The sequence below is a fragment of the Paenibacillus sp. 2KB_20 genome, from assembly GCF_052115765.1.
Taxonomy (GTDB): domain Bacteria; phylum Bacillota; class Bacilli; order Paenibacillales; family Paenibacillaceae; genus Paenibacillus_AQ.
The window spans coordinates 58579-81370 of the sequence record NZ_JBFRHH010000010.1; the positions used below are offsets into that span (position 1 = coordinate 58579).

The following is a 22792-nucleotide window of genomic DNA, read 5'->3' on the forward strand; positions in this document are numbered from 1 at the left end:
CTTAGGCCTCCTGCTTATGCTTTTCGATTAGCTTTACGATATTGTTAAGCGTGCTGAAATTAGCGATATCCAAATCCTCATTGCTGACCGTGAATCCGAATTCTTGTTCGATGTAACTGAGGAGTTTCATCGCGAACAACGAATTGACGAAGCCCTTTTGAAAAATATGATCATCGTCAGTGAACACGGCCTCGTCTTCAAATACAACCAGATTGCTTTCAATAAAACTGCGGATTTTTTGTTTGATTTCCATCTAGTTACCCCTCTTCCCAGCAACCGTTACCAACACATCAATGTAGGGCGGAAACGGTTGAATATGATTTAAATCGTTCTCGAACAGAATGTTTCCTTCTCCGTCATTGGAGATTTCCGTGAAACTAGCGAAACGGTACGTGACGTACATCATCTTGTTGCGGTCCGTCTGTTTAAAGTCGGCCCTAAGTACTTTCCCTTCATTCTTCGCCTGCTGCATGATATACGTGAGCATGACGGTACCGACTCCGCGAGACATCACTCTGCAGGACATGAGCAGCATTTTCAGATGCCAGCAGCTTTCCTTCAATTCGATCAGAGCGAGCCCGATCTTGCCGTAAGAGCCGTATTTATCCGTCAATTCGCACACGAGCAGGATATGATTATCCGACCGTCTGATCTTGTCCAATTCCTCATAACTGTACGTATAACCCGTCGCATTCAGCTGATTCGTGCGAATGGTCAGTTCCTCCGCCCGTTTCAAGTCCTCCTCTCTAGCCTCGCTAATGACAAAGCGCATGCCGAGCGAGCTGAGAAACGCCTCTTGGGGGCCCTCAAACGATTCTTCCTCGTTTTTGCGCAGTATGTCTTCCAGATACATGGCCCGCCTACGTCTTGAATCTTCCGTAATGAACCGGGGATTGAGACGCGGGTGACCGAGCAATGTCTCGTATGGCGTCACATCCAAACACTCTACCTCTGGATGGACGCTTAGGACCTCATCCCGTTCGAAGGGCTGATCGTCGATGAATAGGATCGTGTCCATCCCGATGTTCAAGTTCAAGCGTATTTTATCGATCGACGTTGATTTGGCATTCCAGTTGATTTCGGGGTACAGGAAATAGGTATCGATGCCGAACTCCTTCAGCTTGTCCAGCGCATGCTCCGTATCATTGCGGCTTGCGATGGATTGCAGAATGCCGCGAGAATCCAGTTCCGCGAGAAGCTCGCGCATGCGCGGCTTTAGCTTAACCTCATCGGACTCCAGCAAAATACCGTCCCACATCGTATTGTCCAGATCCCAGATCACGCATTTGACTTCCTTTAGCTTGTCCGCTGCTTTGTTCATCGTTATCCCTCCCTACTTGCTGTAATCGAAAAATCCTTTTCCTGATTTTTTGCCCAGGTAACCGGCATCCACCATCTTGACGAGCAGCGGGCAGGGCCGAAACTTCGGATCCTTGTAGCTGTCCTGCAGAACTAGCAGCGAATTAAGAATGGTGTCCAGACCGATCAGATCACATGTAGCAAGCGGCCCCATTTTGTGGCCGAAGCCCAGGCGGAAAATCTTATCAACATCCTTCGGCTCTGCGACTCCATCCTGCACGGTCCAAACGCATTCGTTAATCGTCAGCATGAGGACTCGATTCGTTACGAAACCGGGAAAATCATTAACCACTACCGGGACTTTATCGAACGATTTTAAAAACTCCTCCCCGCAGGCAACGGTCTCGTCCGATGTATGCTCGCCCCGGATGACTTCGACCAGTTCCTTCATCGGGACGGGGTTCATGAAATGCATGCCGATGACATTCTCCGGTCTTGGCATTAACGAGCCAACCTTCGTAATGGAAATGCAGCTTGTGTTAACGGCATAGGTGGTTTGTAAGGCGCACACCTCGGACAGTTCCGTAAACACCGCCTTTTTCAGTTCCCATTCTTCTGTCACGTTCTCAATAACAAACTGGACGCGTGCGAAGTCATCATAAGCCGTGGTAAAGGTAATCCGGGAAAGAAGGTCCTCCACGGTAAGCTGTTTCGCCTGAGGCTTGACCAGCTTTAATAGCCGGAAATCCGTCTTAATTTTCTCCTTAGCTTGATGCAAGACATCTTCGTTAATATCTTTGAGCACCACTTCGTATCCATAGCAAGCCAGATCCAAAGCAACGTCACTGCCCATTACACCCCCACCGACTACTCCGACGGTTCGTATCATGAATTCACGACTCCTTTTTGGTGGACATTAGCTCAACAGAGCTGCTTAGCACATCGTTGATGAGCGACACTACTTGCTCGGTATGTTCGTTTATGAAGAAGTGACCTCCTTCGAATTCATAAAGTTGACAGTCTCGGCTGCCATATGCGGACCACTCCATCAGATTGATGCCTTCTGTCGCTTTATCCTCTTTTCCGTTAAGCACGGATATATCACAGGGAATAAGCTCCTCTCTGCTCTTAAAGCAATGCGTTTCCACCAGTTCCAGATCTCTCCGCAGACCTGGCAAAAACAGTCTCAGCAGCTCCTCACGTTCAAACACTTCATCCTCGGTTCCGCCAAGCAGCTTAATTTCTTGCTGCAGCCTTGCATCAGATAGCAGATGCAGTGTAAGATTCCGGCGGGCGTGAGGGGGATAGGTCCCCGAGACGAATAAATGGATGGGTTCGCGCCCCTTCTTCTTCCTTACGGCGTGCGCCAGTTCGTAAGCGACGAGGGCTCCCATGCTATGGCCGAAGAAAGCAAAATCAGCTTCGTCCAGTTGCGGTTCCAAATATCCGTATAAATCCTCAATCATTTCGTCCATGCTGCCGTAATGAGGTTCGAGTAATCTTCTTCCCCTGCCAGCCAGTTCAACGGGATGCAGTTCAATATGGCCGTGCAAATGGCGTTTCCATCTCATATAGTTGGTAGCGGAACCTCCGGCGTAGGGCAGGCAGAACAGCTTGCATTTCATTTAGATCACCTCCTCTGCAGGAGCTGGAAGAATCAGCCCGGAACGTCGTTTCACGGATGGAAACAACCAGACTGCAAGAAAGAACAGGAACGCGATTCCGACGAATAGATAGAGTGCATAGACGAGCCAGATGATCGTGGAAGGCGACCATACTGCGACTACAGCAAGCGGAAGACCTGCAAATGCAGCCTCGAGCAGCAGACCGATCCCCCACAAGCAGACTCCGGTCAGCACAAGCGCAGCTCCAAGGCCGATGAGCCTTCTCCCTTGGGGCGGAACGAAAATGCGCCGCTGACGACGTAATTGTCCGGGAATACCGATGGCCTTACCTGCCAGTACAATCATGAAAATGCTGATGAGACTAAGCGAGATCATCGCAATCCGATCAAGCTGCGGATAGAAATCCGCTTCAGGGGGTGGAAGCTCTTGCTCCCGCAGCAGGCTCATCAGACCTTGGCCGATATGAAACGTATAGGCTGAGTTGATGTTGGCGAGTACTCCTACGCCGAGCTGCTCTTGCGGACGAATGATGAAATAGGACGAGAAATTGGGATTAGAGCCTTGGTGCAAGAGTTCTTTGCCGTCCGGCGTTACAAACCACCCCGAGGCATAGTAGGTTCCGTTGGCGTCCGGCCCTACGCTCGTATCGGGTATATGGGAACGTTCGATGATGATCCGGTCCGGCTCGGAGATACTCTTTGTCCCGAGCTGGAGCAGCAGCCACTGTCCAATATCGTCAGCACTGGAGATTAAGTAACCGGCGGGCGTGTTTCCCCTGTAATCGGGCGCTTCATATAGACGAGGCGAACCGAATCCAATCTTATATCCCCTGGCGAGCCGCTGTGGGTCCTTCAGCTGGGCCGCAGGCACCGTGTTATTCATACCAAGCCGCTGCAGCAACCCCGACATGTAATCCTCATACGACATACCGGATACTTCCTGGATGACCAGCCCCAGAACATCATAATTAATGGTGGCATATTGATACTTATCTCCGGGAGGGGCGTCCAGCGCCGTACCCGATAATGCCCGTACAGTCAGTTCCAATGCCTGCTCTTCGGAACTGATCGGGATGGAAGCTAGCGAAGCGAAAGGCACGCCACTCGTATGGTGCAGCAGTTGGGCCAGCGTCACCTTGGCCGGCTGCCCTTGATAGATTAGCGAGAGCCACGGAATATAGCGGGTGACCGGATCGTCAAGGCTAAGCGCGTCTTCACGCTCCAGTTCTAACAAGGCCAGGCCTGTGAATGCTTTGGAAGTCGATCCCAATTCAAATAATGTAGTGTTTGTTGCCGGAATCCCCAATGCACTATCGGCTAGCCCGAATCCCTTCGTATAAACCACCTGATCCCCGCTTACAACTACAACTGCGGCTCCCGGGCTTTGCGCCTTCACCAGTTGTGCCTGCACGAATTGGTCGATGGCAATCTCATCTATATTCGGCTGTTTTTGCGTAGAAGGGGCTCCGCCTTCGGCGGCTGCAGCTGGTGGACTGACTAGCAGCAGTATCATCAGTACGTAGAAAACAAGTTTCTTTACCACGATTGTCCGCCCCTTTATGAATTGAAGAGTACGTCAAGTTCTTCTTGTGCGAGCTTGACAGTCTCAAAATCAGAGGGCGTAAAATCAGTCTGTCCCCTGTCTGAGCCTAACTGAATAACTTCAGCCAGCCGCTGCATAAAAACTTGGATAAACGCGTCCATTGTATCCCGGCTGAACATAGCCTTGCTGTATGTCATGCTGACCTGGAGCCTCTTATCCGTAATCATGGCTACCACATCGACCAGACAGGACAACCTGTTGCTCGGGCATGTATCTCTTCCGGTATCGTCCCCGGCAATGGCGAGCACAGGGCTGTGTAAATGATTATCGATTTCGCCCATATAATTGAAACGGAGCAGGTTGCATCCCGTCTTCGGAATGCTGCCGGAAGAACCGTATGCCAAGATACCATAGTCGACTCCTTTGTTTGGAATGGAGCGAAGCTGGCCCTTTATGCTCTTGATGATTCCCGCTGTTCTGGTTTTAGTCATCTGGAGATTAACGGGATACAGCGAAGTGAACCACCCGATGGTTCTGGATACATCCATGTTCTCGAACAGCTCTTCGCGTCCATGTCCCTCTAATTCGATCGTGATTTTCTTCTTGCCGGTAATTTCGCTCACGGCCATGGCCAGCGAGGCGATCAGCAAATCGCTCGTTTGAGTTCGGAAAGCGGTATTCGCCTCCCCCAGCAGCCTGCTCGTCTCCTGCTCTGAGAGCTCCCGGACCAGCGTGCCGCATACGGCAATCCGGTCGTCATTCGAAGGGTAATCAGCATCCAGGCTGTCTTCTACGTTCTCTAAGACCGAATACCAGTAGTCAAGGTGTTCCAGCGCCTTCTCGGAGCCGTAAGCATCAATAGCATCTGACCAAGTTTGAATGGAATGCGTCTTATTCGGCAGGGTCCAAACCGAGCCGGTCAAAACCGCTTGCAGCAGCCGGTCCAAGTCTTCCAGCATAATTCGCCAGGAGACTCCATCTACAATCAAATGATGTGCTGTCAGCAAGAGACGCTGTCCCTGATCTCCTTCATCAAATGTAAGAGCTTTGAATAGAAGGCCCTGTCCGAGCCGTACACTTGCTTTGAAAGATTCGGCTTGTTTCTTCAGAGCCGCAGCCCGCTCTTCCTCCGGAAAGCTGGTCAGATCGAAGCGGGCAAGCTCTACGTCCCCGCGTCCGACCGTCCGGTACACCATGCGCCCTTGAGTTTCAACAGCCTGCAGCCTCAAGGTGTCATGGTGGCCGATTAATGCAAATAACGCATCGTGAAGCTGATCTGTTGTTATTGCCGGAGTTAGGCGAAGCAATATAGACTGCGCGTAGTAATGAGGATTGTTCCATTGTTGTGAAAAAAACCATGATGTAATCGGCAGTGGCTTAACTTCCCCGTAACTCGGCCCCTGCTCGATCGGAGCAGCCGTGTTTAGTTCAATAAATGTAGCTAGTTCTCGGATAACGGGATAACTCATAATTTGCTGCACCTTTAGCTGATAACCGGCCGCCTTGATTTTAGATACAATTTGTATCGCCTTGATAGAGTCACCGCCGAGCAGGTAAAAATTATCCTGAACCGTTATTTCATCCCTGCGGAGTACACCCTTGAATATATTCATTAACAGCGCTTCAACTTGACTGGTCCTTCCGGTCTCACTTGTTTCGAGGTACTGTTCCGGAGCCGGCAGAAGGCGCCGGTCCACTTTACCGTTCGGAGTAAGCGGCAATTGATCAAGACGGACAAAGTAAGCCGGTATCATATACGAAGGAAGTATCTCTGCCAGCTTCATCCTCAGCTCCAGAGCCGTAAGATGTCCCGTTGCGACGTAATAAGCGGCAAGCTGCTGCTGTCCGTCTTCTCCGATGCGGTCAATGACGACGGCTTCTTCAATGCCGTTCATTTCAAGCAGCTGATGCTCGATTTCTCCCATTTCAATGCGGTACCCTTTAATTTTGACCTGATGATCGATCCGGCCTAAATATACGATGCTGCCACTATCGTGGCGTACGGCCAAGTCGCCCGTCCGATACATCCTATTGCCCGTAAGGAATGGGTTGGGCAGAAACCGGTCTTGAGTCAGCTCCTCCCTGTGCAAGTAACCCCGGGCCACTCCGGCCCCGGATATATATATTTCGCCGATCGATCCGTCTGGGACCGGCTCCAACTGCCGATCCAGCAAATAAATCTGCACATTGTCAATGGGCTGTCCGATCGGAACGGATACCCCTTCGTCGCTCGCCGGATCATACCGGTAAATCATGCAGCCGACTACGGTCTCGGTCGGTCCGTACTCATTGAGGATTTCAATCCCGCCCCGACTGTGTTCATGGATGCCACGAGCCAGCGAGCATTTCAAATCTTCACCGCCCACAATGAATGTCCGAACCGTATATTGGCTGAAATCCATGTCTCTGATGAGTGCCAGATGAGCCGGCGTCAGCTTGATAACTGTGGCCTTGTTGTCTTCCACAATACGTTTAACTATAAAGTCGCTCCCGTCATCTTCGTAGATTTCGATACGGCTGCCGCTAATTAACGGCGTAAAGATAGAGGTCACGGTCAGATCGAAAGCAATGGAAGAGTACAGCGCAAATACATCATTTTGCGAGCGGATATACGTCTTGCCGGCCCACCAGATGTAGTTCACCAGTCCCCTGTGTTCGATCATCGCACCTTTGGGATTGCCTGTTGATCCTGAGGTATAGATGATATAGACCAAATCATCTGGCGTAATCATAGCAGGCAAATTATGCCCGTCCTTGTTGTACAGACGTTCATCATCGAGTGCAAGAACCTCACCGTTGTAAGAAAGCTGCTCCCATTCCTTGCCATGAGTCAGCAGCAGGGAAGCTCCGCTATCCCTCAGAATATACTCGATCCGTTCTTTGGGATATTCGGGATCAATCGGAAGATATGCCATTCCAGCCTTGATTACCGCCCAGATCCCGACAACGATGGACAGAGAGTGGCGGCCCATGATAGCTGCCGGGGTGTGAGGGCTTATCCCTCTCTCCAGCAGTGTTCGTGCGAGCCGATTGGCGCGTTCATTCAGTTCGCCGTAAGTAAGCAATTGTCCCATGCATGAAACGGCAATGCGTTCAGAATTCCGCTCGACTTGTTCTTCGAACAGCTGCAAGATCGTTTGATGCGAGGGATATTCGCAATCTGTTGTGTTGTACGTATATAGAAGCTTCGTACGCTCTTCCGGCAGAAGCAGCTGCAAATCATGAAGTGCGGCATCGGGACGGCTCAGGACTTGATCGGTTAAATATAGAAGACGGCTATGTAGTTCATCGATTTGCTTCTCCGTGTAGTCGCCTTCTTTATAATCGAAGTACAGCTCCAGTTCTTCATTCGATGACCATTCGGTTACGATGAGCTGCAAGGAATACAGCTGGTTGCCGTTATTCACTTCAATTTGCTGCATTTTCCAACCAGGACCGAAGTTCCGGTCGAATGCCGTATTATAATAGTTCACGCACACTTGAAATAATTGGTCCAATCCCCGCTGCTGAAGCTGAAGATCCTGTACGAGCAAGTTGTAAGGATATTTCTGATGGAAATAGCATTGAATGAGTTCTTGGTTGACGTTATGTATGAACGATGAGAAGGACATCTCATGCTTGATGTCAATGAGAAAGGGCATCGTGCTGGTAAACATACCAAATGTATTTTTTTCTTTGGCCCCCGTACGATTCAATACAGGAGTGCCTATCAGGAGACGGTTTTGTTGATTCGCTTTGTGGAGATAAAGGAGCATCGTTGCTACAAAAAAGGTATTCAACGAAATACGATGGGTTTGTGCAAAGTCGCGGATGGCATCGGAAGCAGACTGGCTTACTAAGAACTTTTTGCGGTTGCCTGCGATGCCGATTGATGTAGTATGCAAATCAATGTCATGGATGTGATCAAATTTCTGATTCCAATAGCTTTGATTTTTCATAAAACGAGGGGATGATAAATACTTTTGCTCTTGTTCAATGTAATCCAGGTAGGTAGGTCGGGGTTCCTGAGGAACTTCCTCCCCCTGCATCAATTGCGTATAAATCTGATTGATGTGCGTTGTCATCAATTGAAAAGACCAGCCGTCCGAAATAATATGGTGGAATTTCGTAAGATACGCGCTTTCTGTGTCGCTGATTCTAACAAGTACAAAATCATACAATTGTTCTCCATCCAGTGGGAGCGGTTTGGAAAACTCGGCACTCACCCAGGCATCCACATCCGACTCTTGGGCCATAAAATCGATAAACGGGAACGTTTTCCTGCGGTATTCCATCACCGTCTGCTGCACCGAACCGTCCTGTTCGACTAACCGCATACGGACGGCATCATTGAGCCGAATGAAATGATTAATGGCTTCCTCCAGCAAGGAAAAATCGACGGGGCCGTAAATTTTGATGAGTCCTCCGATGTTATGTATGCTCGTACCCGAGTATATATTTTCTACATACCAAATTCGTTTTTGCGGATGTGTCAGTGGATAGAGTTGGCATGCCTCCATAGAAATAACCTCCAATCGGAATAAGTTACGGATACTAGGAAACCACCCGAGGGTCCAGTGCATTCAAAACGGTTCCCAGTATTCGTTTTTCACTTTCCATGATGTGAGTCATCTCGCTCAATCCTTGCTTCAACATGCATTCGTCTCCGGTTAAGGCGTATTTCATCAACAAATGACGCAAAGCATATGCCTGCTCTTCTATTGGCCGGAAGCATTCTGTAAAATCCGGTGAAAGAAGTCCCTGATTACATAAATACTGGATCCGCAGCCCCATCATTTTCTTGTGTTCCCACAGAATGTGGATGGGCCGGATATCACGTTTACGAACAAGTACGGGCATATTGCGAATTAGTGCAGCATAAACATCGACACCGAATGCCGCCTCCAGTGGATTCGCCGTTCCCCGGTTGCGCAAGGAAATATTGCTGCCCGCCAAATATTCTTCCAGGGATTCTTTGATAAACGCTGCATCTAGCCAGTAGCTTCCCGATTTATTGAACTTGTAAAGGTAGATTTGTTCTTCATAGTTGTCCGTCCATTCGAGGTTTTGGAACCCTTGCTCCATTTCATGGTACGGCACCACGGTCTTCTGAAACTGCATTTCTTCATCGTAGCCGAGAACAAGAAACGTCCTTCTCGCATCATCGTAACCGTAAACCAGAATATCGTGAGCATAATGAGTATGTTGATAGACTCGTCTACGAGGGATATAGAACTCATCCACATGAAGAGAGATCGTATAGTTTGAACGGATACTGTTTATCAGAAATTCGATGATTCCAGGCGGTGAATCGAGCACGCATTCGCGCTCCAGCTTTTGTGTAATCAGCCAGGGACAGCGAATAAAATCTTCTCCGTAAAAGGTCATAGGCACTGAGCGTGAAGCGGCCTCTCCGTCAAAATCCTGATGACAATAGAGGTGAATGAAATTGCTGTAAAACCAAGGCAGCGCTTCATTTCGTGTAAGTACCGTACATAAGGGATATGCCAGATACTGATATCCGACAATAGGCGGGATACTCAATTCCAGTTCCTTGCTACCCAAATCAATACTCACTTCTTTCTCGTTTGTTAATTTTTTGTAAAATGATGAAGCATTATATTAGTTTTCCTTAAAATAATAAAATGACTAATATATGTAATTCATACTCCCATAGATGTATTTTATTGTCAATATCTTTTAAGATTTTTCATTTATACTTTTTTGTCGCCAAGTTATTCAACTCGAAAACAGCCGATCAGCTACAGGATCCGACAGGATCCGGCCTGTTTCTGAACTATGAAAATAGTCCTACTTAATGAAGATATTCTGAAAACGTCCATCCATCCTTCTTCCCACGTACCCTAACAAATAGAGTAGAAACAGGAGCCTTGCTTCTAGGCTGAAACAGATTATTACAAGCTGTAAGGAGAGATTAACCCCATCTGGCAAGTCGCTCAGAGTAAAACAACAAAAGGCACCTTCCTCCAAAAAGGAAAGTGCCCTATATCTCAGTCATTAAAACTATATATAACAGCTTTACTTCTGACTTGCCGCAATAGCTTGTTCCAGATCGTATAGGATATCATCGATAGACTCGGTCCCGATCGACAGACGCAGCAATTCCGGATTTACGCCCGCCGTAAGCTGCTCGTCTTCCGTCATCTGCTGATGCGTCGTGCTGGCCGGATGAATGATAAGCGACTTGGAATCCCCAACGTTAGCCAAGTGGGAGAACAGCTTCACATTCTCGATCACCTTCTGACCTGCCGCTGCCCCGCCTTTGATTCCGAAAGTCAGGATAGCGCCTTGGCCCTTCGGCAGGTACTTCTTCGCCAGCTCATGCGAAGGGTGACTCGGCAGCCCTGCATAGCTCACCCATTCCACCGCCTCGTGACTCTCCAAATACTTCGCAACCTTCAGCGCATTCTCGCTATGGCGCTCAACGCGAAGATGCAGCGTTTCCAGCCCTTGCAGCAGCAGCCAGGAATTAAACGGAGACAGCGATGCGCCAATATCCCGCAGCAGCTGTACGCGCGCTTTGATAATATAAGCAATCGGGCCTACTGCCTCCGTATACACAACGCCATGATAGCTTGGATCCGGATCCGTCAATCCAGGGAACTTATTGTTTGCCGTCCAATCGAATTTACCGCTATCAACAATAACCCCGCCGATGGAGGTCCCGTGACCGCCGATGAATTTGGTCGCAGAATGAACGACGATATCTGCTCCATATTCTATCGGTCGCAGCAAATACGGGCTTGGAAAGGTGTTGTCAACGATAAGCGGAATGCCGTTCTCATGCGCGATGGCCGCAACAGCTTCCACATCCAGCACATTGCCCTGCGGATTGCCGATCGTTTCGGCAAACACGGCCTTTGTCTTGTCATTGATCGCTTTTCGGAAATTTTCCGGGTCCGTGGAATCCACGAAATGCACCTTGATGCCCAGCTTCGCAAGCGTATTGGAAAATAAATTATAAGTACCGCCATACAAGCTCGAGGAAGAAACAATTTCATCACCTGCGCCCGCAATGTTGAGAATGGAGAAGGTGATGGCTGCCTGCCCGGAAGATGTCGCCAGTGCACCGGCACCGCCTTCAAGCGCTGCAATCCGCTTCTCAAACACATCCGTGGTCGGGTTCATGATACGCGTGTAAATGTTGCCGAATTCCTTAAGCGCAAACAGATTCGCCGCGTGCTCACTGTCTTTAAACCCGTAGGAAGTCGTCTGATATAGAGGGACGGCGCGGGATAATGTGGTCGGATCAAGCTCCTGACCGGCGTGAACCGCTAAGGTTTCAATGGAAAATTGGCGTTCTTCTGACATGGGTGTTTCCTCCCTTTTCTTCATATGGAAAGTATTATGGTTTCATAATTTCTCCCATTCTCTCATACTTTCCCGCATTTGAAAAGAGTTATAACCGACTAATTTCATCGGAATATTATAAATTATTCTGCATGCAGCTGGAAACCATCTTATTCCTCATCCGCTGCATACACCCTGCCCCATCCATATCCGGCTTCCGGGGACGTATCCTCCGGCATGCCCGGCAAGATTAAACCGCCGTCTATACGGAGGTTGATGCCGGTAATGTAGGATGCCGCATCCGAGCAGAGCCAAGCAATCGCTTCCCCGATGTCCGACGGCGTGCCCAACCTTCCCAGCGGGATTTTTCTACCGAGCGGCTCGTCCTCTGCCGATTGGTCCGGCTTGTGAACAGTCGCTCCCGGTGCCACGCAGTTTACGCGGATGCCATGCGGTGCCCACTCGAGCGCTAGCGATTGTGCAGCACGTATAAGCGCTGCCTTCATGCCGCCGTAAATGCTGTCCTTGGGATAGGCTCTCTCTCCCCGGGAGGACGTGATGAAGATGATATTTCCCGGAATTCCCTGGGCGATCATCTCCCGGACGGCATATTTGCTAAGCAGCATCGGTGCTCGAAAATCGAGATGAACCGTCATGTCCAGCGCGTCCTCTTCAAGCTCCGTGAGCTCGTCATATAGGCCGATCCCCGCATTGTTCACCAACAGATCGATCCGGCCAAATTCCTCTATCGTCTTTCGTATCGTATTCTCCGCTTCACTGCGAACGGTCAAATCGCTTTGAATAATATGAGGCGTCTTGCCATAGATATGACGAATATCCTCTGCTATGTCCACTATTCCATCTTTACTCGAATGGTAGGTCATCGCCAGCCGATATCCTTTTTCAGCCAAAACCTTGGCAATCCCCCGTCCAATTCCAGCTCCAGCGCCTGTCACCAACGCTACTTTCTCTATCCCTTGAATCCCTATGCTCCCCATTCCTCTCGCTCCCTTCGAAATCCTGCATGCAGGCCACGATTACGCCGCTGTTCAACCTATACGCACACCGTGCCTACCCTTCCTTACCCTGTTCCGAAAGGGATGATTGGCTTTCGATAAATAAAGTGAGCATCGTTATTATAAAAAGTTGAATCCTTACCGAGGTTAAATACGTATTAAATATTAATATGATTTTCCATAAACGATAATCTTTAGGAGGGTGTACTTATGAATTCTGAGTGGTGGATTGTTGGAAGTGTTCTAGTCGCCGGATTCCTGTTTATGATTCCCGTGCAGTACCGCTATATTGCAGCGTTAAAGAATGATCCCCGGAAGCGAGGGGTCGATCAGGAAACGTATTACAACAAGATGTCGTTTCAAGAAGAACAGCTACACTACAACACGCAAATTATGTTTTTGCCTTCCACCATGGTTGCCTCGTGGATCTATAATTGGAGGCATAGGAAAGGAAACACGACCAAGTAGGCACTTTCTTTCCAACGGACGAAACGCAAAAATCATCGCCCATAATAAGGGCGATGATTTCCCAAGATCCAAACTATTTTCAGCCGCGTCTAGCTAAAGCGTTCATATGTAGGAAAAAGGTATCCTCCAGCGTAGGCGCCTTCTCCACAAATTCGGGACCCGGCTGCTTTTTCCCCATCAGCCTTACTCTCATATGATGTTCCGTCATTTGAAAATGAATCAGCAGCTCCTGCGGTATCCGCTCGAAGGCTTCCAGATCGATTTCGCCTTCCCAGACGCTGGAGCTGGAGGCCACATTCAGTTTCCACTGGGTCGGTGAACCGATATACCGGATGCGACCGCGGTGTATCCATATCACGGTATCTACCGCCTCTTCCCACTCGTTCAGCTCATGGGCGGCCACGATCACCATTCGGCCCCTGGCGTATTTAGTCAAATACGTGATAAGGAATTTGCGTTCCTCAGCGTCCATGCCGTTTAAAGGCTCATCGAGGAATAGAAAAGAAGGTGAAGCCAGCAGCGCCTGCACGACGGCAATGCGCCGCTGCACCCCTTGTGACAAATTCTTGACCTTGCTCTTGCGGAAGGGCTCCAATCGAAAGTCCGTCATCAGCCTGTCAATGGCCTCAGGGTTATAGATGCCCTTTAATTCTGCCATATAGGTCAGTAGCTTGCCGACCTTCATATCCCCATACAGCTCGATATCCGCCGGAACATATCCGATTTGACTGCGGATCAGCGGCAAATGATCTCCTGCCCTGCGCCCGCTGTACAGAATTTCGCCTGCATCGGGTGCCTGGAGCGTGGTCAACAGCTCAATCAGGGTGGTTTTCCCAGCCCCGTTCGCCCCGACGATAAGGTTCAGGCCGGAGTGAATCTCCGCTTTGTCGATTTCAAGCCGGTACGTACCCGCTTGGCGTTCCAGTCCTTCGAGCCTAATCATTCGCCATTCTCCAAGCTCCGTTCAGCTTCAAGCTGCGTCCGTAGGAAGAGACGAGCAGAATCACTCCGATAACAAGCAAGGCCACGTCCGTCATCATTTTACCGCTCATCGAAACGCCGTGATCCACGATTTGTCCCTGAATTACGATCCACATTCCGTAGACCAGGACGGCCGAGATCAGTGAGACAACCATGCCTTTGCGAAACAGCATATACATCGCAGCCCCTCCCGTCACCAGCAGAATTCCCATCCACTCCAGAATAAAGGGTCCGAATAAAAAGCGAGAGCTTTCCGCCTGGATGGATCGCAGCCCGAGCGCGAGGGTACTCAGCAAGGCCATTCCGATGACGATGCCGGTCACAAGCAGCAGGCGGGTATACAACACAAGCGCCGGTGGATATGGAGTTAAGGTCTCCACAGCCCGCATTCCTTTATCCCAGGTTCGGCTGCTGAACAGCATCGATACAATCAGCAGCAGAGGGGTGATCAACGGGAAAATGCCTCCGGGCAATCCGGCAAACTGATCCAGTGGATACTCCGGATCGATCAGTAGAACCAACATGCAGAATACCGCGCCTGCTGTGAGCAGAATGGATCTTTGGTTCAATCGGATCTGACTCCGAAGGATCTGTTTTAATGAGGGCGGGTCGACCTGCGGATTAAAATCCAGCTTGGGGGACTCGGGCTCAATCCTGAGCTGATTGAACTCTCCCTGAAGAGACGCAATGAGCTGCGCCGTCTCATCCGGTGACGGCGATGGAAGAGCAGCGCGTCTGAGCGGGCCACGAAGCTCGTCTTCAAGTCTTCTCAATTCATTATCGAATGGATGATCCATGGAGGTACACCTCACTTTCTTTTACTTTGCTCTGCGAATCCGATTCTTCCGACTTGGAGCGGTTCCGAACCTGTTCCTGAGGGCTTTTCTCCCGTGTCCTTCGGGACGAACGGACGGGAACCAAATCGGAATGCTCCATCGATAATGTTTTCTTCAGCTTTCTCAAGCCGTTATATAAATGCGTTTTCACCGTACTTAGGGGGAGGTCGACCAGGTCGGCGATTTCCTGCAGCTTCAGATCATGAAAGAATCGAAGAGATATGACTTCCTGTTGTATATCGGGCAGGCTCTCCAGCGATGCTGCAATCTCCAGTGAGGTTTCCTGTCTTTCCACAAGTTCCTCCGCGCCGGGTGCAGGGTCGTATGCATCCGGCATCTCCTCACCCGCAAGACCCTCAGACCTATAAGATGCGCTTTTCCAATAATCCTTGCACATATTCAGAGCCACGCGGTAAAGCCAGGAGCGAACATGTTCCAGCGTGCCGTGCTGCTTCAGATGCCGAATGAGCCGGATAAACGTTTCCTGAACGATATCCTGGGCTTTTTGCCTATCGGCCAGCCTCTGGGTCGTATAACTGAGCAGCGGACCATGGTACCTCGTCACCAACATTTCAAACGCTTCCTGGTCGCCGGCAGCCATGCGTTCGGACAGCTGCTGATCGGAAATCATGCCTTTCCCCCCCTTTCTATGTGCATTCTAATCTTCCCACTATATCTATTTCTCAATTATAACCGACCGTGTGCAGGTGCATAGTCGTCATTATTTGACATTCATCATGGCATCCCATTTTTGCTGCCACTCTTTATACGTAATCGGGCTCTCCGGGCTTAAGTACGAATTTCGTTCGGTATCGGGAAGCATCAGCCCTTGTTGGTAAAAATGAACCAGCAGCTCTTTGACCTGATTCCCTCTGCCTTCTTCCAACGCCCTTCTGACTTGCTTAGCCATACCCATGCCTAATTTATTTTGAGGATCATCCCCGTCCCCATTCTTGAACAACAGTTGCTGTACCGACCGAAGGTTTCCGTATGCGGATCTCAGTTGTTTATCACTAAGCCCTTTCTCCTCCACGTAATACACATACCAGAAAAGACTGCTGATCTTGCCGCGCACATCCCGCTCTGGATGCTCAAAATAATAATTGAACCCCTCCTGGTTGCCGAACAGAACGGAGTTCATCCATTCGCCAGGCAGATTCATGAAGTTATATGTGTACTGGTTCGAGGACAGAATCAGACGATGGTGCACCCGGGGATTATTAAAACCGTGACCCAAATATAAAATCTTGTCGACGTTGCTTTTGAACTCGGGTACCCACTTGGAAAAATAGTCATACTTCTTTTTCATATCCTGCAGCATCGATACGGATGTTTTCTCCAGGTATGGCGTTGTCACGATTGTGATCGGGAGATCAATCTGGTGGATTTCCTTCCAAAACTGACCTCCGTACAGGGAGATATTCTGCTCGATCTCCCTACCCTCGAACCGCTGGTAGCCGGGCCTTCGTTCCAGCTCCTGCATCCCCGTATACAAGGGTCCCGGATAACCTTCGACCTCCAGCTTCATCTCGCCGAAAGAATAACGCATCCGGCCAAATTCCCAGCCTAAATAAACGTATTCCGGAGGACGTTCTCCGTTATCACTCTTTAAATATACATGCTGATGACCGGGAAGCGGATACCAAGCGATATATCCATCCAGCTTAACCTCGGGCCCCACACTGTAAACCGAAAATTCCTCACGGGAGTACCCAGCCATAAAGTCCATGACCTTGCCTCTATATTCCAGCTCGGCTTGAATGTCCCCTCCCTTGGCATCGCCAACCATCCTTACCGATATCCGCTCTCCCTGTCTGAGATAGGGAGCGTCAATGCCCTGGAGTTGGACACGCTCAAGCTCGAACATCCGGTTCAGGGTTAAGGGAAGCTGCCTCATGCCTGATAATTCGGAGGCGGGTATCGTTAGCTTCGCCGTCACGCGAAGCTCATCGTTTGACAGTCGTTTCAGCTTGATATCATAAGAAGAAACATGAAAGAAGGATATATTGTCAGGGTCATCGACATAAGAAACCGTGGGGTCTCCCAGCTTCGCATCAAATTGGGCATATCGATCCGCCCATAGTGTGCCGTAGGGTACGGCTGCGGCTACCGTCAATACGGCAGCCCCCAGCACGGCGAGCCATCCCGCTTTCCGCAGCATCGTAGGCCGCTTACGGTTTAACAAGAACAAACACACCGTTAGCAGCAGGAAAGTAAAGGCAAGCACGAACCACCGGGAACTCATTAAATCTTCCCTAAACAGACCGTACCCCCAATTCTCATATTCAAAGCGATTGGATTGAAGGAAGAATTGGTTGAGGTGAAACACTTGAGCCGGCATCCATCTTAATTCGGTGATGATATAAATTTCCATGAAAAATGTTCCAAACATCCATGCACAGAAACCGATCAAATAAACAATCCGGTTCGGAATGCTTGCCCCAAGGAGCATGGCGAGCGCGAGTGTCACCATATAGGAAACCTCGTACTGCACCGCAAATTGCATGGTATGCATCATCGCAATATCACCGGCTATCCCCTGGCTAACCGACAGGATATAGAATATAACCGACGTCGACAACGTGAACAGGGAAAAGTACAACAAACTGACCACATATTTCGACGACAACAAGGTAAAGAAAGACACAGGCAAGCTGTGATTCCATTCAAAGGACCTACGGCGAACATCCCGGCGAATAGACAAGATGCCAATTAGCATAGCCGGACCCAGGGTCATCGTATGACCCAGCATGTGGAATGAATAGGCCGCCGTGTACAGATTATGGTTCGGTCCATTGCCGCTTGCCGCCTGCAGCATCATAATGATGAACAGAATCGCATAGATGATCGGAAGAGAGGCAAACAAGGGATTACCGAACAAAAGTCTAAGCTCAAGGAGACTATGCCTCCACCACTTATGCATGACGATCCCTCCGCAGCAGGCTCAGATATCCATCCTCCAGCGTCGGATCCGCGGGAAACGCCCCTGCAACCGGGGCCGTTTGGCCGATAAACCGGCACAGGACGCCTTCCGGAACGGTTCGGGTAGATACGACGGACATGGGATCAATCAAGGCAAATTCATCCGGACTCATCACCGCTTCCCATACTTGTCCCTTCCCGCATGCCTGCAGTTCAGCCAGACTGCCGTTCATGGACAGTCTCCCCTTGTTCATGACTGCGATACGACGGCAGTTGCTCTCGATATCGGCGACAATATGGGTGGATAGCAGGACCGTCCGGTCGATGCTAAAGCGGGTTAACACATTGCGGAACCGGACACGCTCCTGAGGATCCAGCCCGGATGTCGGTTCGTCAACGATCAAGATATCTGGTGTTCCCAATAACGCTTGGGCAATACCCAGCCGCTGCTTCATTCCCCCGGAGTAAGTACGTACTTTTTTATCAGCCTTCCCCTGGAGATTAACCATCTCGAGCAGCCTGGAGATTTCCTTCTGTCTGGCACTCCGTTCTTTGATCCCTTTCATGGCCGCCACATAATCCAGATAATCTCGTCCGGTCAGCTGCGGGTAAATGTGAAAATGCTGCGGCAAATACCCGATCATCTGCCGAATCTCCTCCGGCCGTCCAATCGATATCCCGTTCACTCTCACCTGGCCAGAGGTCGGCGACAATAAGGTCGCCAGAATGCGCATCAGCGTTGTTTTGCCGGCGCCATTGGGGCCCAGCAGACCGGTCATGCCTGTATCCAATTGTAGAGAAACATCCAAGAGCGCCCATGCACCCTTGCGATAGGTTTTTGATAAATGCTCAATGGTAATCATTCTAGAATCCTTTCACCATTAACGATTATGGCATAAGCCGCGCGGTTTACGTTACTTGGAACGAACCATCGTCTTAAAAAGTTTGGCATTTCCAACGTTTTGACATCAATTCATTTTATAAGGTACAAAAAAGCCCGTGATCCTTTAAGCGGATTGCGGGCATGATCTATATTCACCTGATGTCAGGTTCTTATTCAGTTATTATAACATGCGAAGATGCGGTTCATCCGTAAACCTTCAGGACATAAATATTTCATGCCGCAAAAGATTAACGGGATGGATCATTCACGTGCTTATCGCATCGATCCTTACCGATGAGCCTCATATTGGTTGGCGCGACTGATCGCCTGGATCGATTGGATGTCCTGCGGCGATAACTCTTCCTTATTTCCCGCCGCCAAGTTATGCAGCAGCTGTTCGAGCGAGCTAGCTCCAGGGATGGTGCAGGCAACAGCGGCATGGGCCACAGCATATCGAATAGCCAAATGGGACAGATCCATGCCACGGCCAACCTCTTCAAGCCCCTTGAGTATATCGAGCAGCTCATTTTTGTTGTAATCCAGATAGCCCTTCTCGGCTTTGGCTTGTCCGCGGTCCGACAATATGCCGCGGGCAACGGGTCCCCGTGCAATGGCGGATATTCCGTTCTCAGCAAGGAGATCGAGCACCTCTTCCTCCGGTCTCCGGTCCAGGATGCTGTACTGACTCATGACGCTGACGATATTGGATTTTGCGACATACTCGCGGATGACGTTCGGCCGGATGGACGAGATGCCGTAGTATCGAATCCACCCTTCTCGCTTCAGCTCTTCAAAAGCTTCAATCGTCTCGTCAAGCGGATCATCAAGCGTCCCCCCATGAAGCTGATACAGATCGATATAATCCGTACCGAGTCTGCGAAGACTATCCTTGACAGCGGATTTGATGTAGTCCTTGGAAGGATCCCATACCCAGCCATCCTTACCCGGTACACGACGGTTGCCGACTTTGGTGGCGATGATCACATCCTCGCGCCGACCTTGAACCGCTATGCCTACCAGTTCCTCGTTACGGCCTTCGTCGTACAGATCCGCCGTATCCAGAAAATTCACGCCCCGGTCCAGCGCTTCGTGGATAAGCTTTACGGCTTGTCCCTCATCTGTACCCAGTGACATACAGCCCAGCCCGATTTCGCTTACATACAATTCCGAAGATCCTAGCTGATTGATTCTCATGCTTGATCTCCTCCTCTTCCCTATGATGAATAAGGTTCTACTTCTTTACTTACCCTAAAATATCGATCCAGATCTTCACGGCCGTAACTGCAATGAGAATCGCCAAGGCATACCGCAGCAGTCGGACGTTCATCTTGCGACTGATGATGGCGCCGATGGGAGCACCCATCAAGCTTCCGGCAACCGCGAACAGGGACGGCCAGATCGGAATGTCGCCCGAGGCGATTTTGCCAATGACACCCCCGACCGCAGACAGAAAAACGATCGCGAGCGAGGATGCGATGGTTATCCGTGTCGGTATCTTAAGAATCGTCAGCATGATGGGTATCAGGATAAAGGCACCTCCAGCGCCGACAATCCCCGCAATGCCGCCGACGATAAAGGCGGCTCCCATCGCAATCCCTGAATGATAAGTCACCTCGTTAACCGACCTATTTTCCATGGTTGCCCGGGTCGGCACAATCATCAATAACACCGCGATAACCGCCAGAAAACCGTAGATCACGTTAATCATACCGCTTGTCATCAGCATCGAGGACAGACTCCCGATCAGACTGCCAACCAGGGTGCTTACCCCCATCTGAATGACCAATGGCTTGTGAAAATACGACTCACCGCCGCGCGAACTCATCCGGTTGGTGATCATGCCTGACAATGAGGCGAAAAATACCTGCAGCATGCTGATGGACGCCACCTCCTTGGAGGTAAAGGCCTCCAGTCCAAACCAGGAAGGAACGTAGAGCAGCAAAGGAAAGTTAATAATCGCCCCGCCAATTCCCAGCAATCCTGAGAAAAAAGAACCGATGATACCTATAAAGATCATAACTACAAGTTGCACTATCAAGGTGATCGATCTCCGTTCAATTTAATATCGTGACCGCGCACATTGCTATTGAATGTACCCCATTGTTGATTTATAATAAAACCAAGTATTTATATCGGAAATTAAGGAGGTATGTGGTGATCATGTTGAATAAGCTGAAATTCCTCTTCCAGGACCGTTGCCCTGACTGCGAGCAGAAGCTGATCTCCAGACAGGAAGACATGGCTACGATCAAGCATTGCCCGGATCACCACTACACCGAAGAAACATATAACCAGCTGGGAGTTACGATTGTTTATCATCCCAACAAAGATAACAGTTAAACTTTGTTTAAACTCCGTTAGCTATTTCGGACTGAGATCTTTGGATTTATTCCGTTCCCTCTGCCCATTCCCGTCCGGCAAGCCTGACCAGAAGCATAACCGCGATCTCGGCAACCATCACTACGAGCGAGCACATAAAAATCACAGGGATCATATCGCCCGAATCCAGATTTAAAATGAACGGGTAGGCGATAAGCCATAGCAGCTGCGCGGCCATAAACAAGTGCCCCCGAAAGCGAGCCTTATGATCCAGTCCGGATTCGGCACCTGCGGAATTGGCTTGAATGCCTCTACAGATTCCGAAAATCAATACCATATGCAAGCAGATGGCAGGCAGTTGAATCAGCAGCTCCTCTACCGATTGCATAGGCACGCCGCCTGTCTTCACCTCAGGAAACCAGAATAATGAAAGAACCGACCAGATCAGCAGCAGCCAAGCGGATAGATGCCCTGCCTTAAAATATCCGTTCAACGCCTGAAGCCTCCATAATCCCGAAGCAATCAACAGGTACCCCAGCATATCCGGCAACATATCCACCGTTTCCAGCTTAAAGTCGACAAGCACAAGCAGCAGCCCCCACACGATGCGATAACAAGCGCTTCTCATGGTGTCCTCCTGCTTTCCCGAACAAATTCCGTCATTTCTCGATCCGTCGGACTTGGATGATAAGGAATCATCGTATCTCCATACCAAAAGCGACGGCCGTCCTCCAAAAAGGTGGTTCTTAATATCAACTGATATACCTGCATGCTCTTCTCAAGCGACATATCAAATTGGTGGCTGATTCTAATGAAATCCCCTTTATTAATCTGGAATGGAAGCTGAATCTCATTGATAGGTTCACCTCTTAACTCGATGTGCGCTTCCGAAGGTTGAGACCGGTAACTAGTACCCGGTATTTGTCTGGAAATGTCGACAAAGATTCGGAGATCTCCATCCTCTGCGATATCCAGCAATTTCGAGGAGAACGCCGTTAACTGAAGCGGCCGACTCACGACGGCAGATTCGTAGCCCGAGTTATCGGAAGAGGATCCGCCGGACGTCCCTGATATCGGATCTTGATCTTCCTGATCATATACGCCAGGCCATACGTAAATCTCTCCGATATCCTTTTGTTCCGAGGTTCCATCAGAGTAAAGGGCAGTAATCTCTCGAACGAGAACCGGCTCCTTCCTCTGCTCTCCTGCCCCTTCTTTCCCCGGGGCGGGTTTATTTAAATTCACCATCATTTTTCCCAGGCACTGTCTCTGATACTCAGCATATTGAGGGTATGGCGTTACGATCTGTTCGGGATAACCTTCGATCCGGATGGAGCTTAGCGTCTTGTCTGCTCTTTTGTCCTCTACATAATACAAGTCAAATACACTGCCTCCCCCTTCCCTTGTTTCCACATGATGCTCAAGGAATACGGTTCTTCCCAGTTGGTTGGCTTCATAATACCAGACATTCCCGACCCAGCTGCAGGCTACGAACAGGATGGCGAGAACATAATACCATTTCTTGCTCATAGCGCCTCCTTATGTATCATGCGATTGTTCCATATTATTAAACTATCTTAACACGTAAATAGATGAAGAGGGTTTGATCAG

Annotated in this window: 20 protein-coding genes; 2 read left to right on the top strand and 18 right to left on the bottom strand. The window is 49.7% G+C overall.

Features of this window, described 5'->3' with window-relative positions; genetic code table 11:
• Position 1 precedes the first annotated feature (1 nt).
• The 9 genes from AB4124_RS24625 to AB4124_RS24665 all read right to left on the bottom strand — a co-directional run bounded on the left by AB4124_RS24625 (position 2) and on the right by AB4124_RS24665 (position 12754).
• Positions 2 to 253 (bottom strand): acyl carrier protein, encoded by a 252-nt coding sequence (locus AB4124_RS24625; RefSeq protein ID WP_053491437.1) that lies wholly within the window; start codon positions 251 to 253, stop codon positions 2 to 4.
• The gene (locus AB4124_RS24630) at positions 254 to 1321 is read right to left on the bottom strand and encodes an HAD-IIIC family phosphatase (RefSeq protein WP_339268136.1); all 1068 of its coding nucleotides are present in this window, start codon (positions 1319 to 1321) and stop codon (positions 254 to 256) included.
• 12 nt (positions 1322 to 1333) lie between these two features.
• Positions 1334 to 2188 (bottom strand): 3-hydroxyacyl-CoA dehydrogenase family protein, encoded by an 855-nt coding sequence (locus tag AB4124_RS24635; RefSeq protein WP_441974498.1) that lies wholly within the window; start codon positions 2186 to 2188, stop codon positions 1334 to 1336.
• 4 nt (positions 2189 to 2192) lie between these two features.
• A complete protein-coding gene (locus AB4124_RS24640) occupies positions 2193 to 2924 on the bottom strand; it encodes a thioesterase II family protein (protein WP_076325383.1) in 732 nt (243 codons plus the stop codon).
• Positions 2925 to 4466: a serine hydrolase domain-containing protein gene (locus AB4124_RS24645; protein WP_441974499.1), complete on the bottom strand. Its 1542-nt coding sequence runs from the start codon at positions 4464 to 4466 to the stop codon at positions 2925 to 2927.
• Positions 4467 to 4480: 14 nt separating this feature from the next.
• Complete coding sequence (locus AB4124_RS24650; RefSeq protein WP_441974500.1) at positions 4481 to 8965, bottom strand: amino acid adenylation domain-containing protein; 4485 nt, start codon at positions 8963 to 8965, stop codon at positions 4481 to 4483.
• A 34-nt stretch (positions 8966 to 8999) separates the two neighbouring features.
• The gene (locus AB4124_RS24655; RefSeq protein WP_430109718.1) at positions 9000 to 10022 is read right to left on the bottom strand and encodes a hypothetical protein; all 1023 of its coding nucleotides are present in this window, start codon (positions 10020 to 10022) and stop codon (positions 9000 to 9002) included.
• Between the two features lie 462 nt (positions 10023 to 10484).
• Positions 10485 to 11777: a homocysteine synthase gene (locus AB4124_RS24660; RefSeq protein WP_430109716.1), complete on the bottom strand. Its 1293-nt coding sequence runs from the start codon at positions 11775 to 11777 to the stop codon at positions 10485 to 10487.
• A 149-nt stretch (positions 11778 to 11926) separates the two neighbouring features.
• The gene (locus AB4124_RS24665; RefSeq protein ID WP_441974501.1) at positions 11927 to 12754 is read right to left on the bottom strand and encodes an SDR family NAD(P)-dependent oxidoreductase; all 828 of its coding nucleotides are present in this window, start codon (positions 12752 to 12754) and stop codon (positions 11927 to 11929) included.
• Positions 12755 to 12982: 228 nt separating this feature from the next.
• On the opposite strand from AB4124_RS24665, the gene AB4124_RS24670 reads away from it, so the two are divergent.
• On the top strand, positions 12983 to 13240 hold the full coding sequence (locus AB4124_RS24670) for a DUF3949 domain-containing protein (protein WP_076325377.1): 258 nt from the start codon (positions 12983 to 12985) through the stop codon (positions 13238 to 13240).
• A 79-nt stretch (positions 13241 to 13319) separates the two neighbouring features.
• On the opposite strand, the gene AB4124_RS24675 is transcribed toward AB4124_RS24670, so the two are convergent.
• The 7 genes from AB4124_RS24675 to AB4124_RS24705 form a co-directional block, all read right to left on the bottom strand.
• A complete protein-coding gene (locus AB4124_RS24675; RefSeq protein WP_076325376.1) occupies positions 13320 to 14183 on the bottom strand; it encodes an ATP-binding cassette domain-containing protein in 864 nt (287 codons plus the stop codon).
• A complete protein-coding gene (locus AB4124_RS24680; RefSeq protein ID WP_076325375.1) occupies positions 14176 to 15018 on the bottom strand; it encodes a hypothetical protein in 843 nt (280 codons plus the stop codon). The genes AB4124_RS24675 and AB4124_RS24680 overlap by 8 nt, the downstream gene beginning before the upstream one ends.
• Positions 14999 to 15688: an RNA polymerase sigma factor gene (locus tag AB4124_RS24685; protein WP_076325374.1), complete on the bottom strand. Its 690-nt coding sequence runs from the start codon at positions 15686 to 15688 to the stop codon at positions 14999 to 15001. The genes AB4124_RS24680 and AB4124_RS24685 overlap by 20 nt, the downstream gene beginning before the upstream one ends.
• A 90-nt stretch (positions 15689 to 15778) precedes the next feature.
• Positions 15779 to 17980, bottom strand: coding sequence for an ABC transporter permease (locus AB4124_RS24690; protein WP_441974502.1), 2202 nt, complete (start codon positions 17978 to 17980; stop codon positions 15779 to 15781).
• The gene (locus AB4124_RS24695; protein ID WP_076325372.1) at positions 17973 to 18842 is read right to left on the bottom strand and encodes an ABC transporter ATP-binding protein; all 870 of its coding nucleotides are present in this window, start codon (positions 18840 to 18842) and stop codon (positions 17973 to 17975) included. The genes AB4124_RS24690 and AB4124_RS24695 overlap by 8 nt, the downstream gene beginning before the upstream one ends.
• A gap of 308 nt (positions 18843 to 19150) precedes the next feature.
• Positions 19151 to 20056, bottom strand: a complete 906-nt coding sequence (locus AB4124_RS24700) for an aldo/keto reductase (RefSeq protein WP_441974503.1) — start codon at positions 20054 to 20056, stop codon at positions 19151 to 19153.
• Between the two features lie 49 nt (positions 20057 to 20105).
• Positions 20106 to 20900, bottom strand: a complete 795-nt coding sequence (locus AB4124_RS24705; protein ID WP_083659800.1) for a sulfite exporter TauE/SafE family protein — start codon at positions 20898 to 20900, stop codon at positions 20106 to 20108.
• A gap of 122 nt (positions 20901 to 21022) precedes the next feature.
• Here AB4124_RS24705 and AB4124_RS24710 point away from each other — a divergent pair, with 122 nt between their 5' ends.
• On the top strand, positions 21023 to 21202 hold the full coding sequence (locus AB4124_RS24710) for a hypothetical protein (RefSeq protein ID WP_441974555.1): 180 nt from the start codon (positions 21023 to 21025) through the stop codon (positions 21200 to 21202).
• A 46-nt stretch (positions 21203 to 21248) separates the two neighbouring features.
• Here the strand turns inward: AB4124_RS24710 and AB4124_RS24715 are convergent, their stop codons facing one another.
• Both AB4124_RS24715 and AB4124_RS24720 read right to left on the bottom strand, forming a co-directional pair.
• A complete protein-coding gene (locus AB4124_RS24715) occupies positions 21249 to 21809 on the bottom strand; it encodes a hypothetical protein (protein WP_076325369.1) in 561 nt (186 codons plus the stop codon).
• The gene (locus AB4124_RS24720; RefSeq protein ID WP_441974504.1) at positions 21806 to 22711 is read right to left on the bottom strand and encodes a hypothetical protein; all 906 of its coding nucleotides are present in this window, start codon (positions 22709 to 22711) and stop codon (positions 21806 to 21808) included. The genes AB4124_RS24715 and AB4124_RS24720 overlap by 4 nt, the downstream gene beginning before the upstream one ends.
• Positions 22712 to 22792 lie beyond the last annotated feature (81 nt).